Genomic DNA, 14,040 nt, shown 5'->3' with positions numbered 1-14,040 from the left:
CATTCAAAATGAATCGAGTAGTCATTACAGGTTATGGTGTTGTCTCTCCAATCGGGAACGACCCGGAAGCCTTTTTATCAAGTTTAAAAGAAGGTAAAAATGGAATTGGTCCAATCACAAAATTTGACGCTGAAGATACAGGTGTACATGTTGCCGGTGAAGTCAAAGATTTTCCATTAGAAAAATACTTTACGAAAAAAGATACAAAACGTATGGAAATGTTTTCGATTTACGGCATCCATGCGTCACTAGATGCAATGGAAATGGCTGCTTTAAAAGCAGAAAATATTAATGCCGATCGTTTTGGTATTATCGTAGGTTCTGGTATCGGTGGATTACCAACGATCCAAGATCAAGTAACACGTATGAACGACAAAGGCCCACAACGCGTGTCACCGATGTTCGTGCCATTATCTATCGTCAACATGGTATCAGGAAACATTTCGATGCGTGTGGGTGCAAAAGGTATTAGCTATTCACCTGTTACCGCATGTGCAACTGGTACAAATGCAATTGGTGAAGCGTATCGTAATATCAAACATGGCTATTCTGACGTGATTTTAGCCGGTGGATCGGAAGCCACGATTTGTGAAATCGGAATTGCTGGATTTGCCTCATTAACGGCTTTGAGCAAAGAAGAAGATCCAAACAAAGCTTCGGTACCATTTGATAAAGACCGTAATGGTTTTGTTATGGGTGAAGGTGCTGGAGTTTTAGTTTTAGAATCTCTAGAACACGCTAAAGCACGTGGCGCAAACATTTTAGGTGAAGTTGTAGGATATGGCTCAACTAGTGATGCTTACCATATGACAGCGCCAAATCCTGATGGTTCAGGTGCCGGTAAAGCAATCAAATTAGCATTAGAAGAAGCAGCGATCACTCCAGATCAAGTAGGCTATATCAATGCGCATGGCACAAGTACACCAACCAATGATGGAGCAGAAGCAACTGCTATCAAATATGGTTTAGGTGAAGGCTATATGAATACTTATGTAAGTAGTACAAAATCAATGACAGGCCACTTATTAGGGGCTGCAGGTGGTGTAGAAGCGGTAGCGACACTATTAGCTTTACAACACCAATTTATCCCACCAAATATCAATGTTACCGAACAAGATCCAAGCATTGAATTGAATGTGGTAAAAAATCAAAGTATCGATGCAACATTTGACTATGCATTAAGTGATTCACTAGGTTTTGGTGGTCATAATGCTGTAATTCTAATGAAGAAATGGGAGGAAGAAGCGTGAACTTCTCAGAAATTAAAGAAATCGTAGCCTTAATCAATCAATCCAACTTAACGGAATTCCATGTGAAGGACCAACAATTTGAATTGTATTTAAATAAAAATGCACAAGCACAAAAAACAATGAGCGAAGCGCCTGTAAGTGCACCAGTTCAAGCACCAGCACCAGTAGTAGTTCAAGCAACAACACCTGAAGTAGCTCCAGAAGTAGAAGCAGCAACAGAAGTAGAAGCAGCAACAGAAGTAGAAGATACTACAGGTAAAGAAATTACTTCTCCATTAGTTGGTGTAGCTTACCTTAAACCAAGTCCAGATAAAGCCAACTTCAAACAAGTCGGCGATACAGTGAAAAAAGGTGACGTATTGTGTATCTTAGAAGCGATGAAAGTGATGAATGAAATCGTCAGTGACGTCGATGGGACAATTTCAGCGATCTTAATTGAAAATGAAGCAGTTGTTGAATACGGTCAACCATTATTCCGCGTGAGAGAAGGGTAAAGTTATGACAAGTCTAAACATTCAAGAAATCAAAGAAATCATTCCACATCGTTATCCGATGCTACTGATCGATCGTGTTGAAGAGATCGTGGCAGGAGAAAAAGTTATCGCAAAGAAAAACGTGACGATCAATGAGCCATTTTTCCAAGGCCATTTCCCTCATGAACCAGTAATGCCAGGTGTGTTAATTGTAGAAGCAATGGCACAAGCAGGGGCGGTAGCATTATTATCGATTGAAGAATTCAAAGGAAAAACAGCGTACTTTGGCGGCATCGATAAAGCAAAATTCCGTAAAAAAGTGACACCAGGCGATACCTTGATGTTAGAAGTTGAGATTTTAAAAGTAAAATCAAACGCCGGCATCGGAAAAGGTGTAGCGAAAGTCGACGGTAAAAAAGTAGCCGAGGCTGAATTAACCTTTATGATTGGATAGGTGAAAACATGTTTTCGAAAATTTTAATTGCCAACCGTGGTGAAATTGCAGTTCGTATTATTCGTGCTTGTCGCGAATTAGGGATTCGCACGGTTGCTGTTTATTCTGAAGCAGATCGTGATGCGCTTCATGCAGAACTTGCAGATGAGGCGATTTGTATTGGACCTGCTAAAGCAGTAGACTCTTATTTGAATGTCAAACAAATTCTAAGTGCGGCTATTTTAACGAAAGCTGAAGCGATTCATCCAGGTTTTGGTTTTTTATCTGAAAATAGTCAGTTTGCTGAGATGTGTGAAGAATGCAACATTACGTTTATTGGACCAAAAAGCAAAACAATCGATGAGATGGGAAATAAAATCCATGCGCGTCAATTGATGATGGATGCAAATGTTCCGGTTATTCCAGGAAGTCATGGTTCATTGAGCAGTATTGAAGAGGCGATGACACTTGCTGAAGAAATCGGCTTTCCAGTAATGCTAAAAGCATCAGCTGGTGGAGGCGGAAAAGGAATTCGGAAAGTGATGACAGCTGAAGAGTTGCCAAAACATTTTGATTCAGCTCAACAAGAAGCAAAAGCCGCTTTTGGGAATGATGAGATGTATATGGAAAAAATCGTCTATCCAGCACGTCATATCGAAGTGCAGATCTTAGCAGATAACTTTGGAAATGTCATCCATTTAGGTGAACGTGATTGTTCTTTACAACGTAATAACCAAAAAGTGCTTGAAGAATCTCCTTCTGTTGTCATTACAGCAAAAGAACGTGCACACTTAGGTGAAATCGGAGTACGTGCAGCCAAAGCAGTGAATTATCAAAATGCGGGTACAATTGAATTTTTACGCGATGAAGAAGGAAACTTCTACTTTATGGAAATGAATACGCGTATCCAAGTGGAGCATCCAGTAACAGAGATGGTGACAGGAATCGATATCGTCAAAAAACAAATCGAAGTCGCAAACGGCGAACCTTTAGGCATCACGCAAGAGGAAGTCACATTTACTGGTCATGCGATCGAATGCCGAATCAATGCAGAAAATCCAGCATTTAATTTCGCACCATCACCAGGTAAAATCAAAAACTTGTTATTGCCTGCAGGTGGGATGGGATTACGTGTCGATAGTGCGATGTATTCAGGATACTCAATCCCTCCATTTTATGATTCAATGATCGCCAAAGTGATTGTTCATGGCAATTCTCGTTTGGAAGCATTGATGAAAATGCAACGTGCATTGACAGAACTTGTAACAGATGGTGTAGTGACGAATGCTGAATTTCAAATGGATCTAATCAGTCATCCGAATGTGATCGCTGGGGATTACACGACAGCATTTTTACAAGAAGACTTTTTACCAAACTGGAAACCTGAAGAATAGGAGGAATGACGCATGGCTTTATTCAAAAAGAAGAAAGATTATATTCGTATTAATCCGAATCGCGATCAGCCGAGCAATCAACAACCTTCTGTTCCAGATGACATGTGGGCAAAATGTCCAAATTGTAAGCACACGCTGTATACTAAAGAAATGGGTGCGGAACGAATTTGTCCAAATTGTGGCTATAATTTCCGAATCCGTGCTTGGGAACGGTTGTCGATCACAATCGACGAACGTAGTTTTGAAGAGTGGGACAATGGTTTAGAAACTAAAGACCCTTTATCATTTCCAAATTATTTAGAAAAAGTACGCAAAATGAAGGCCGCAACGCATTTAGATGAAGCGGTATTGACTGGAAAAGCAACGATCGATCAACAAGAAATCGCGATTGCGATCATGGATTCACATTTTATTATGGGGAGCATGGGAACGATTGTTGGTGAAAAAATCACACGGTTGTTTGAACGAGCGACGAAAGAACAGCTACCTGTTGTGATTTTTACAGCTTCTGGTGGTGCCAGAATGCAAGAAGGAATTTTATCTTTGATGCAAATGGCGAAAATCTCGGCTGCGGTGAAACAACACAGTAATGCTGGTTTGTTGTATATCACAGTATTGACCGATCCAACAACTGGTGGAGTAACCGCAAGTTTTGGGATGGAAGGCGATATTATCTTAGCAGAACCGCAAGCCTTGATCGGATTTGCGGGGCGTCGTGTGATCGAACAGACGATCAAACAAGAATTACCAGAGGATTTCCAAAAAGCCGAATTTTTATTAACGCATGGATTTGTCGATCAAATCGTTCCTAGAACGTTGCTAAGAAAACGTTTGAGCGAATTATTAGCTTTACATGTCAAAGGAGAGTGGTAAGCGATGGCCAAACAAGCACATGAAATCGTAACGTTAGCCCGCAGTAAAGACCGCTTGACTGCGTTAGATTATTTTGAAACGATGTTTGATGGATTTCAAGAATTTCATGGGGATCGTTTATACGCTGACGATGAAGCAGTCGTTGGTGGTGTAGCGTTTCTTGATGGAAAACCCGTAACGGTGATTGGGATTCAAAAAGGTCGGAACTTGACTGAAAATCTACGTCGTAATTTTGGTTCACCACATCCAGAAGGATACCGTAAAGCATTGCGCTTAATGAAACAAGCTGAAAAATTCAACCGTCCCGTCGTTACCTTTATCAATACTGCAGGAGCATTTTGTGGGATTGGTGCCGAAGAACGTGGTGAGGGTGAAGCAATCGCCAAAAACCTATTAGAAATGTCAGATTTAAAAGTACCGATCGTTTCGATTATTATCGGTGAAGGCGGTAGTGGTGGTGCTTTAGCTTTAGCACTTGGTGATGAAGTTTGGATGTTGGAACACTCGATTTATGCGATCTTATCTCCTGAAGGCTTTGCCTCGATCTTATGGAAAGACGGTAAACGCGCTAACGAAGCGGCAGGATTGATGAAAATCACTGCTCATGAGTTAAAAGAGATGGATGTGATCGAATGGATCATTCCAGAGACATTCCGCGAAGAAGCGTTAAGCAATCAAGAGATCATGAAGCGTTTGAAAGCTGATTTACAGTTCAAATTAAAAGAATTGATGCATCAGACGGTAGAACACAGAATCGCACAACGTTACGCGCGTTTTCGTAAGTTTTAAAAAAACAGAGAAAATCATTTCTTGATTTTCTCTGTTTTTTTGTTAAAATCACAAAAAAGAGTGAAGAAGGTCGGTTAGAATATGCAAGATGTAGCGTATTGGGTAGAACAATTAAAACAAAAACAAATCAGTCATCAAGAATTGATTGCTGATTGGACAAAACGAATCGAACAGTATCAAGAATTAAATGCATTTGTTTCTTTAGATCCGGAACAAACGCTCGCGCAGATTGAACAAACAAAAAACTGTTTGGCATTGCCTTATGCTGGGTTGCCGATTCCGTTAAAAATTCTAGGGCACAGTAAAAAAGGGTGGTCGAACACTGCGGCTTCGCGTTTATTGGTTGACAATCGAGCTGTTGAAACGAGTGCATTTGTCAAACGTCTAGAAAGAATCGGATTTGTACCATTTGGACAAACCAATGCGCCAGAATTTGGATTTAAAAACGTAACAGATTCCACCCTTTATGGCGATACAAAAAATCCATGGAATCTAGCATACTCTGCAGGTGGTTCAAGTGGAGGAGCCGCTGCTGCTGTTGCTGGGAATTTAGTTCCCATCGCTAGTGCTAGTGATGGGGGAGGATCCATTCGTATTCCCGCTTCGTTTACAGGCTTGATTGGCCTGAAACCAACTCGAGGCACGATGCCGATGGGGCCGACTGAATTAAGAGGATGGCAAGGTGCTTCCATTGGGTTTGCATTGACCCGTTCGATGAGAGATACCAAGCAACTGTTTTATCTTTTACGTGATCCAAATCAACCCTCACCTTATCAAGCTCCAACGATCGAGTGGAGCCATCACGATGCCAGCAAAAAAACGCCATTGTCGATTGCTGTATGCGTGGATTCACCATTGGGTCATCATGTGAGCGAGGAAGCAAAACAAGCCGTGAAAAAAACAGTCGCTCAATTAGAAGCGTTAGGTCATCATGTTACAAAAGTACACTATCCAATCGATGGACTTAAACTAATAAAAGCGTATTATCGTATGAATGGTGCAGACACTGCAGCGATGTTTCACACGATGGAAGCTCAATTTGGACGGAAATTTACGATAGAAGACATGGAATTAATGACGTGGGGAATGTATCAATCCGGTAAGAAGATGACAGCTGCTGATTATGTTTTGTCTTTAGAGGTCTGGGATCAAGCATTTCTAGCGATGGAAACGTTATTTACCACATACGATCTATTCTTGTCCCCAAGTGCGATAACAACGGCGCCACGTCTAGACCAAGATTTGCAAAGTCCAATAATTCGCGAGCAATTGCGAGAGATCGAGCATGTTTCATTTTCAGAATCCGAAACGATTGTATTTGATATGTTTGCCAAAAGCTTAGCAATTACACCTTATACACAATTGGCAAATCTAAGTGGGCAACCGGCGATTAGTTTGCCTGTCCATCGCGCTGAAAATGGATTGCCGATCGGTGTCCAGTTTATGGCCAGTCGTGGACGTGAAGATCTGTTGTTCCAAATAGGAGAAGCTTTAGAAGCTGCGCAACTGTTTGAGTCAGTAAATGAAAGAATGTGACAAAAGTCGATCACATTTTCTAAAAATCGAATGAACTTTGTTTCAGAAGTAACCCTTTTGAAAAAATAAGCCGCATCATGACCGAAATAGATCAATCTATTATCGGAAATGATGCGGCTTATTGCTTAGAGCTGTAAACTTTTGTCACAGCCTTTTTTAATATTCGCCAGTAAACACTTGTTTTTCTGGTAAAGGATAGTCGCTCAGTGATTTTCCATCAGCAAGTAAGGCTTCCTTGAAATCGGCGATACTTAGATCTAATTTTCGTGAAAGATCAAAGACGCTGTGCAATACATCGTGGAAATACATCGAATTTCCCTGTTCAAAATATGCTTTATATTCAGGTGAAGTATTCGCATGTCCAGTTTTTTCTTGATAAGCTTTTGCTTCGGTCAAATAGGTATTAAAGTGGTGATTTGTGTAGGCAACGAAATGATTAAAAATCGAAATCGCCAAAACGAGATCTTTATGCCACGATTCATAAGTCTTTTTAGCTAGTCCACCTTGTACTTCGATCAATTCAAAGTTGTGATCACGTAGATATTGTGTGATCAACATTTCCGTATTTAATGCAATACCGGTATACGAGACTTCTTCAAATTCAAAATGTTTAAGGCTTTCTAGTTCGGCAAGCAAACTTTCTGGTGTGAAATTCCGATTTTCTAAACTTTTATAAATCTTTTTTTGTTGAAACATTTGACCAACCTCCAATAAACATATTTGTATATCCTTATTATAAGGCAAAGCGTAAAATAAAGAAAAAGATATCGCATCAGAAGATGTTGTCTTGATGAGAATTGGTCACATATCTTTTATTTTCGCGCTTTTTCATGTATAATCGAAGGTTGAGGAGTACCGATCAGGGCTCCTTCATTTTTTGAATAAAGGAGAATATATGTTTTCAAATTTTAAACCAACATGGATGGTAGATGCGATTTATAAAATCACTCCTGAACAATTGCAAACGCATGGAATCAAAGCAGTATTGACTGATCTAGACAATACCTTGATTGCATGGAACAATCCTGAAGGAACAATCGAGCTACAACAGTGGCTATTAACTTTGAAACAAGCGGGCATTCCGGTCATCGTCGTTTCCAATAATAACGAAGAACGCGTACGCTACGCGGTAGAACGATTTGATATCGATTTTGTAGCGCGAGCATTGAAACCTCTAGGTAAAGGAATTCGAGAAGGTGTACGTCGTTTAGGTTTATCAAAAGATGAAGTAGTTATGGTTGGCGATCAGATCATGACAGATGTTCGAGCGGCTAATCGTGTAGGCGTTAGAAGTATTTTAGTTAAACCGATTATCGATACAGATAGTTGGAAAACACAATTTAATCGAGTATGCGAGCGAAAGATCATGCACTACTTACAAAAGAAAAATCCAGAAATGGTATGGCAAGGAGAAATAAAATGAGTGAAGAGTGGCAATGTATTGGCTGTGGGGTCCATATTCAAACAAGTGAACCAGATCAATTAGGGTACACGCCAAAAGTTGCGTTTGAACGCGGTATCGAATCTGGAGAAGTATACTGTCAACGTTGTTTTCGTTTACGACACTACAATGATATCCAAGATGTTTCATTGACAGACGATGATTTTTTACGTCTATTAAATGAGATCGGCACACAAGATGCGTTGATTGTGAATGTTGTAGATATTTTTGATTTTAATGGATCGTTGATTCCAGGACTGCACCGTTTTGTCGGAGATAATCCGGTATTGATGGTAGGAAACAAATTAGATATCTTACCAAAATCTTTAAAACCGTCAAAAATGATCCAATGGATGCGCGAACGTGCACATGAAGAAGGATTACGTCCAATCGATGTAAAACTGACAAGTGCAAAAAAAGCCGCAGATATCGAATCTCTATTGGCGACGATCGAGCAATATCGAGAAGGCCGCGACGTGTATGTGGTCGGCGTAACCAATGTTGGAAAATCGACATTGATCAATCAGATCATTCGCCAAACAGCAGGTGTGAAAGAAGTGATCACAACGTCACGTTTCCCGGGTACGACTTTAGATAAGATCGAGATTCCTTTGGAAGATGGTCACTTTTTGATCGATACCCCCGGAATTATCCATCGCCACCAAATGGCACATTATCTAGGGAAAAAAGATTTAAAAATCATCGCCCCTCAAAAAGAAATCAAACCTAAAACCTATCAATTGAATGCGGAACAAACGCTATTTTTAGGTGGTCTTGCTCGTTTTGATTACGTTCAAGGCGAACGCAGTTCATTTACAGTCTATGTGGCCAATGAGTTAGATCTACACCGGACGAAGCTAGAAAAAGCGACAGCATTTTATGAAAAACATGTTGGTGGCTTGTTGCAGCCACCACGTCCAGATGAAGTCACAACATTTCCCGAATTGGTTCGTTTCGAGTTTTCGATCAAAGAACGGACGGATATCGTATTTGCTGGATTAGGTTGGATCACCGTAACAAATCCCGGAGTAGTTGCCGGTTGGGCGCCAAAGGGTGTCGATGTCATCAAACGAAAAGCGTTAATTTAAGGAGATCAAGCATGGAATTAAAAGGAAAGCAAAAACGATTATTAAGAAGTAAAGCGCACCATATGAATCCGATTTTTCAAGTTGGAAAAGGTGGCGTCAACGAAGCGATGATCATTCAGATCGGTGAAGCATTAGAAAAAAGAGAATTGTTTAAAATCTCTCTTTTACAAAATACAGATGAATTACCCGAAGAAGTCGCGCAGACATTAGAAGAAGCATTAGACTGTAACGTGGTACAAATTATTGGCCGTGTGTTAGTCGTATTTAAACCTTCTCGTAATGAAAAATATCAAAAGATTTCATCTGAAATCAAAGGGTTATAAAAGGAGAATTGTGTATGCATGCGAATGTCACAAGTCATTCGCAAGTTCAGCTTAAACCACAGACGGCAACTAGACGGCAAGTCGGCATTTTAGGGGGGAATTTTAACCCTGTCCATCTTGCTCATCTCACTGCAGCCGATCAGGTAGGCCATGCTTTAGGATTAGATAAAGTCTACTTGATGCCAGAAGCGATTCCACCTCATGTGGATCAAAAGACAACGATTGATGCAAAGCACCGTTTGGCGATGCTAGAACTTGCGATTGCAGATAATGATTTGTTAGAAATCGAACCATTTGAAATTACGCGTGGTGGTGTCAATTATACGTATGAAACCATGCAACGATTGATCGAACTTCATCCAAATACCGATTATTATTTCATTATCGGTGGCGATATGGTGGAATATTTACCAAAATGGAAAGAGATCGATCGTTTACTCCAATTGGTCCATTTTGTTGGAATCAAACGACCAGGCTATCAAACGACCTCTGCCTATCCGATTATTTGGATCGATGTGCCTTTACTTGAGATTAGTTCAAGTATGTTGCGCAAGAAAATCAAAGAAGGGTGTTCTACAAATTATCTCTTGCCTGACGCAGTGAAGAAATACATTGAGAAAGAAGGGTTGTACCTTGAATGAATGGCAACAGTATGAACAAACGATGCGTGCGTATCTAGTCGAACAGGTACAAGCAAACGTCAATCCAAAACGCTGGCAACATATTTTAGGTGTTGAAAAAAGTGCGATTGCATTGGCGAAACGTTACCACGTTGACGTGATTCAAGCGAGTACAGCTGCTTTGGTCCATGATTATGCCAAAGAATGTTCTGATCAAGTTTTTTTAGCTGCAATCACCCAATATGATTTGGATCCTGATCTTAAACATTGGGGAAATGAAATCTGGCATGGTATCGTAGGCGCGGAATTGATCCGTCAACAGCTAGGGATCGACGATGAAATGATCTTAGAGGCTGTTAGAGTGCATACTACTGGAGCTAAAGAGATGTCGCCTCTTGCACAAGTCTTATACGTAGCCGACTATATCGAGCCAAACCGCCAGTTTCCAGGTGTAGATGAAGCAAGAGAGCTTGCTAAGGAAGATCTAGCTGCAGCCGTGGCGTATGAAACCAAACATACATTAGCATTTTTGATTCAAAAAGAAGTACCGATTTATCCAAAAACGATTGAAACTTATAACAGTTGGGTTGCCAAGCGCACCTAAGGAGGACCTATGAAAGATAGTAAAGAAATTTTAGAATTAGTAGTAAAAGCAGCAGACGCAAAACGTGCTGAAGAAATCGTAGCTTTAGATGTTCAAAACGTATCGTTACTTGCCGATTACTTTATGATTTGTTCTGGAACAAATGAGCGTCAGATCCAAGCCATCGTCAATGAAATCGTGGATCAAGCTGAACAAGCACAAATCGAAGTGAAACGAATCGAAGGAAAAGATTCAGCAAAATGGATTCTGATCGATTTAAATGATGTCATCGTGCATGTTTTCAGCCAAACAGAGCGCGACTTCTACAATTTAGAAAAATTATGGTCTGATGCACCTTACGTGTCAATCAATGATTGGATTGATGCATAGTGGCATATGAAACCTTTGCCTTTGTCTATGATGAGGTGATGGATACAAGTTTGTATCAACGTTGGTTAGATTTTTCGATGCGTCATTTAGGTGAGAAGAACAAAATTTTAGAATTGGCTTGTGGAACGGGAGCGTTGGCTGTAGAGTTTGCCAAAAAAGGGTTTGATGTGACGGCCTTAGATCTGTCTGAAGACATGTTGATGATCGCCTCTCAGCGTGCGCAAGAAGAAGAAACCACGATTCAACTCGTCGCAGGGGATATGTTGGATTTAACTGATGTCGGCACTTATCAAGCGGTGACTTGTTTTTCGGATTCCCTTTGTTACATGCCCAATGAAATGGATGTTCAACAAGTATTTGACGGTGTTTATGGGATTTTGGAAGAAGAAGGAACGTTTATTTTTGATGTTCATTCGACGTATCAAATCGATGAAGTTTTTCCTAATTACAACTACCACTATCAAACGGATGAGTTTGCTTTTTTATGGGAAAGTTATCAAGGTGAACACCCGCACAGTATCGAACACTTCTTGACGTTTTTTGTTCAAGAAGAAGATGGAAAATTCGTCAGAGAAGATGAATTGCATCAAGAGCGGACCTATTCACTGGATGCGTATCAGTTGATGTTAGAAAATGCAGGTTTTTCATCTGTTGAAGTATTTGCTGATTTTATCGATAGTGCGCCAAATGAAAAAAGTCGTCGTTGGTTTTTTGTTTGTCATAAATAAACCAAAAGAGTGTTCAGGAAATCCTGAGTGCTCTTTTTTTGAAAGGAGCAAAGCGTGAAGATGAAAATTTGTGGATTGATCGTAGAATACAACCCATTTCATAATGGCCATGTGTATCATGCGCAAATGGCGCGTGAAAAAACGCAAGCGGATCTCGTAATCGCAGTGATGTCAGGAAATTTTTTACAGCGCGGAGAACCGGCGGTCGTCGATAAATGGAAACGTGCAAGCGTGGCTGCTCGATATGGCGTCGATCTTGTGATCGAGTTACCCGTTGTACATGCTGTCCAGCCAGCAGATTATTTTGCTCAAGGTGCAGTTACGATGCTTGCACAATTAGGGTGTGACGCGATTTGTTTTGGGACAGATGAAGTGGATGATTTTGATTATGAAGCGTACGGGCATTTTTATGAAACCAACCGGGAAAAAATCGAAGCGATGGTACGCGAAATCACGTTTGCTGATTGGACGTATGCGAAAAAAATGATGCATGTCTTACAACAGCTAAATCCTGACTTGTGTTTTGATGAAGCCAAGCCAAATCATATCTTAGCGCTCAGCTATGCAAAAGCCAATGCTGCACTAAAAGCACCGATGGCATTGTATCCGATCGCACGAAAACAAGCGCAATACCATGACCAAACGATCGAAAGTGAAATTGCTAGTGCTACTGCGATTCGTCAAGCATTGTTTGAAGAGCAAACGATCGGTCAAACAGTACCACCTGAGATGGATACGGTCTTACAAGAAGAGTTGATTAGTTGGGAGCGAGCCTATCCTTTTTTACGTTATCGCTTGATGAGTACGCCGATCTTAGATTTAACGAAGTATTATCAAATCAATCAAGGAGTCGCACATCTTTTTGTACAAGCGGCTGTGCGTGCGTTGTCATTTGATCAATTTCTACATCAAGTGACCTCAAAAAGCTATCCCATTACTAAGATCCAACGAATGTGTGTGTATATCTTGCTTGCGATGACGACGGCAGATTATGAGCAAGCCGTCGCTACCTCTTTTTTCCGTCCGCTAGCGTATACGAAAGAAGGGCAGCTGTATTTAAAATCATTGACTAAAGCGTTACCGATTTTAGCGCATTTTGGTAAAAAAGAAGCAAAACGGTATCCGTTAACTTTACGGGCCGACCAGCTCTATCAATTGCTTTTAAAGGATCCAGAACAGCAAAATTTCGGGCGTTTTGCAGCACTTGTCGAGTCGAATGGAAAAAGCGTGTAAAAATACTTCACAATCGGCTATTAGACAAGTATAATAAGTAAGAATGTTTCCTAAGGCTAATTAGGAGCGAAAAAACAGAAAGCGAAGTGAAATTATGGGTCGTAAATGGGCAAATATTGTGGCAAAGAAGACAGCAAAAGATGCTAGCAATAGTAAAGTTTATGCAAAATTTGGAATCGAGATTTATGCAGCAGCAAAATCAGGTGAGCCAGATCCACATACTAACCAAAAATTAAAATTTGTTATCGACCGTGCGAAAACGTATAATGTTCCAAAACATATTATCGACCGTGCTATTGAAAAAGCAAAAGGTTCTGGTGATGAGCAGTTTTCAGAGTTGCGTTATGAAGGTTTTGGACCAAATGGATCAATGGTGATCGTGGATACGCTAACTAATAATGTCAATCGTACTGCAGCTGACGTTCGTGCAGCGTTTGGTAAAAATGGTGGGAATATGGGTGTTTCTGGAGCGGTAGCCTATATGTTTGATAACACTGCCTTATTCGGATTTGCCAATCAAGATGCTGATGAGATCTTAGAGTATTTGATGGAACAAGATATCGATGTGCGTGACGTTACAGCAGAAGACGATCAAGTCTTTGTTTATGGTGAACCAGAAGACTTCCATGCGATTCAAGAAGCGTTAAAAGCAAAAGGGATCGAAGAGTTTTCTATTGCAGAAATGCAAATGATCCCACAAAATGAAGTGGCTTTAGGTGAAGATGACCTTGCAATGTTTGAGAAAATGATCGATGCCATCGATGAATTAGAAGATGTGCAAAATATTTTCCATAACGTAGCGTTAGAAGATTAAAAGACTCGAATTTTCGAGTCTTTTTTTTGTAAGGAAATAGAAGGCAAATAACAGGAAATATGGTATTCTATA

17 protein-coding genes are annotated in these 14,040 nt (G+C 40.4%); 16 read left to right on the top strand and 1 reads right to left on the bottom strand.

Features of this window, described 5'->3' with window-relative positions:
• The first annotated feature begins 8 nt into the window (after window positions 1–8).
• The 7 genes from fabF (at window position 9) to ACWOEC_RS02435 (ending at window position 6,748) form a co-directional block, all read left to right on the top strand.
• Complete coding sequence (fabF, locus tag ACWOEC_RS02465; RefSeq protein WP_455305704.1) at window positions 9–1,250, top strand: beta-ketoacyl-ACP synthase II; 1,242 nt, start codon at window positions 9–11, stop codon at window positions 1,248–1,250.
• Window positions 1,247–1,744, top strand: coding sequence for an acetyl-CoA carboxylase biotin carboxyl carrier protein (gene accB / locus ACWOEC_RS02460; protein ID WP_455305702.1), 498 nt, complete (start codon window positions 1,247–1,249; stop codon window positions 1,742–1,744). The genes fabF and accB overlap by 4 nt, the downstream gene beginning before the upstream one ends.
• Window positions 1,745–1,748: 4 nt before the next feature.
• The gene (fabZ, locus tag ACWOEC_RS02455; protein ID WP_297079044.1) at window positions 1,749–2,177 is read left to right on the top strand and encodes a 3-hydroxyacyl-ACP dehydratase FabZ; all 429 of its coding nucleotides are present in this window, start codon (window positions 1,749–1,751) and stop codon (window positions 2,175–2,177) included.
• Window positions 2,178–2,185: 8 nt separating this feature from the next.
• The gene (locus ACWOEC_RS02450) at window positions 2,186–3,550 is read left to right on the top strand and encodes an acetyl-CoA carboxylase biotin carboxylase subunit (protein ID WP_455305700.1); all 1,365 of its coding nucleotides are present in this window, start codon (window positions 2,186–2,188) and stop codon (window positions 3,548–3,550) included.
• A gap of 12 nt (window positions 3,551–3,562) precedes the next feature.
• A complete protein-coding gene (gene accD, locus ACWOEC_RS02445) occupies window positions 3,563–4,423 on the top strand; it encodes an acetyl-CoA carboxylase, carboxyltransferase subunit beta (protein ID WP_455305698.1) in 861 nt (286 codons plus the stop codon).
• 3 nt (window positions 4,424–4,426) lie between these two features.
• Complete coding sequence (locus tag ACWOEC_RS02440) at window positions 4,427–5,212, top strand: acetyl-CoA carboxylase carboxyl transferase subunit alpha (RefSeq protein ID WP_455305696.1); 786 nt, start codon at window positions 4,427–4,429, stop codon at window positions 5,210–5,212.
• Between the two features lie 81 nt (window positions 5,213–5,293).
• On the top strand, window positions 5,294–6,748 hold the full coding sequence (locus ACWOEC_RS02435) for an amidase (protein ID WP_455305695.1): 1,455 nt from the start codon (window positions 5,294–5,296) through the stop codon (window positions 6,746–6,748).
• Between the two features lie 156 nt (window positions 6,749–6,904).
• On the opposite strand, the gene ACWOEC_RS02430 is transcribed toward ACWOEC_RS02435, so the two are convergent.
• Window positions 6,905–7,444: a hypothetical protein gene (locus ACWOEC_RS02430; RefSeq protein ID WP_297079056.1), complete on the bottom strand. Its 540-nt coding sequence runs from the start codon at window positions 7,442–7,444 to the stop codon at window positions 6,905–6,907.
• 199 nt (window positions 7,445–7,643) lie between these two features.
• Between ACWOEC_RS02430 and ACWOEC_RS02425 the strand changes: the two genes are divergently transcribed.
• The 9 genes from ACWOEC_RS02425 to ACWOEC_RS02385 all read left to right on the top strand — a co-directional run bounded on the left by ACWOEC_RS02425 (window position 7,644) and on the right by ACWOEC_RS02385 (window position 13,968).
• Window positions 7,644–8,171, top strand: coding sequence for a YqeG family HAD IIIA-type phosphatase (locus ACWOEC_RS02425; protein WP_297079058.1), 528 nt, complete (start codon window positions 7,644–7,646; stop codon window positions 8,169–8,171).
• Complete coding sequence (gene yqeH, locus ACWOEC_RS02420) at window positions 8,168–9,277, top strand: ribosome biogenesis GTPase YqeH (RefSeq protein ID WP_455305692.1); 1,110 nt, start codon at window positions 8,168–8,170, stop codon at window positions 9,275–9,277. The genes ACWOEC_RS02425 and yqeH overlap by 4 nt, the downstream gene beginning before the upstream one ends.
• 11 nt (window positions 9,278–9,288) lie before the next feature.
• Window positions 9,289–9,600: a ribosome assembly RNA-binding protein YhbY gene (gene yhbY, locus ACWOEC_RS02415; protein WP_455305690.1), complete on the top strand. Its 312-nt coding sequence runs from the start codon at window positions 9,289–9,291 to the stop codon at window positions 9,598–9,600.
• Between the two features lie 14 nt (window positions 9,601–9,614).
• Window positions 9,615–10,241 carry a nicotinate-nucleotide adenylyltransferase gene (locus ACWOEC_RS02410; protein WP_455305688.1) on the top strand — a complete coding sequence of 209 codons (627 nt, stop codon included), beginning with the start codon at window positions 9,615–9,617 and terminating at the stop codon, window positions 10,239–10,241.
• A 22-nt stretch (window positions 10,242–10,263) separates the two neighbouring features.
• Window positions 10,264–10,824: a bis(5'-nucleosyl)-tetraphosphatase (symmetrical) YqeK gene (gene yqeK, locus ACWOEC_RS02405; RefSeq protein WP_455305900.1), complete on the top strand. Its 561-nt coding sequence runs from the start codon at window positions 10,264–10,266 to the stop codon at window positions 10,822–10,824.
• A 9-nt stretch (window positions 10,825–10,833) separates the two neighbouring features.
• Window positions 10,834–11,193, top strand: coding sequence for a ribosome silencing factor (rsfS, locus tag ACWOEC_RS02400; RefSeq protein WP_297079069.1), 360 nt, complete (start codon window positions 10,834–10,836; stop codon window positions 11,191–11,193).
• Window positions 11,193–11,921 carry a class I SAM-dependent DNA methyltransferase gene (locus ACWOEC_RS02395; RefSeq protein ID WP_297079071.1) on the top strand — a complete coding sequence of 243 codons (729 nt, stop codon included), beginning with the start codon at window positions 11,193–11,195 and terminating at the stop codon, window positions 11,919–11,921. Before rsfS ends, ACWOEC_RS02395 begins: the two co-directional genes overlap by 1 nt.
• 60 nt (window positions 11,922–11,981) lie before the next feature.
• Window positions 11,982–13,154, top strand: coding sequence for a nucleotidyltransferase (locus ACWOEC_RS02390; RefSeq protein WP_455305899.1), 1,173 nt, complete (start codon window positions 11,982–11,984; stop codon window positions 13,152–13,154).
• 94 nt (window positions 13,155–13,248) lie between these two features.
• Window positions 13,249–13,968, top strand: a complete 720-nt coding sequence (locus ACWOEC_RS02385; protein WP_455305686.1) for a YebC/PmpR family DNA-binding transcriptional regulator — start codon at window positions 13,249–13,251, stop codon at window positions 13,966–13,968.
• Window positions 13,969–14,040 lie beyond the last annotated feature (72 nt).

The organism is Enterococcus bulliens, assembly GCF_053761865.1.
Note: the sequence above shows the minus strand (reverse complement) of the source record. Positions and strands in the feature narration are given on the sequence as shown.

Coding starts and splice junctions, on each gene's coding strand:
- fabF (WP_455305704.1), top strand. CDS start 9: ATGAATCGAGTAGTCATTACAGGTTATGGTGTTGTCTCTCCAATCGGG.
- fabZ (WP_297079044.1), top strand. CDS start 1,749: ATGACAAGTCTAAACATTCAAGAAATCAAAGAAATCATTCCACATCGT.
- ACWOEC_RS02450 (WP_455305700.1), top strand. CDS start 2,186: ATGTTTTCGAAAATTTTAATTGCCAACCGTGGTGAAATTGCAGTTCGT.
- accD (WP_455305698.1), top strand. CDS start 3,563: ATGGCTTTATTCAAAAAGAAGAAAGATTATATTCGTATTAATCCGAAT.
- ACWOEC_RS02440 (WP_455305696.1), top strand. CDS start 4,427: ATGGCCAAACAAGCACATGAAATCGTAACGTTAGCCCGCAGTAAAGAC.
- ACWOEC_RS02435 (WP_455305695.1), top strand. CDS start 5,294: ATGCAAGATGTAGCGTATTGGGTAGAACAATTAAAACAAAAACAAATC.
- ACWOEC_RS02430 (WP_297079056.1), bottom strand. CDS start 7,444: ATGTTTCAACAAAAAAAGATTTATAAAAGTTTAGAAAATCGGAATTTC.
- ACWOEC_RS02425 (WP_297079058.1), top strand. CDS start 7,644: ATGTTTTCAAATTTTAAACCAACATGGATGGTAGATGCGATTTATAAA.
- yqeH (WP_455305692.1), top strand. CDS start 8,168: ATGAGTGAAGAGTGGCAATGTATTGGCTGTGGGGTCCATATTCAAACA.
- yhbY (WP_455305690.1), top strand. CDS start 9,289: ATGGAATTAAAAGGAAAGCAAAAACGATTATTAAGAAGTAAAGCGCAC.
- ACWOEC_RS02410 (WP_455305688.1), top strand. CDS start 9,615: ATGCATGCGAATGTCACAAGTCATTCGCAAGTTCAGCTTAAACCACAG.
- yqeK (WP_455305900.1), top strand. CDS start 10,264: ATGCGTGCGTATCTAGTCGAACAGGTACAAGCAAACGTCAATCCAAAA.
- rsfS (WP_297079069.1), top strand. CDS start 10,834: ATGAAAGATAGTAAAGAAATTTTAGAATTAGTAGTAAAAGCAGCAGAC.
- ACWOEC_RS02390 (WP_455305899.1), top strand. CDS start 11,982: ATGAAAATTTGTGGATTGATCGTAGAATACAACCCATTTCATAATGGC.
- ACWOEC_RS02385 (WP_455305686.1), top strand. CDS start 13,249: ATGGGTCGTAAATGGGCAAATATTGTGGCAAAGAAGACAGCAAAAGAT.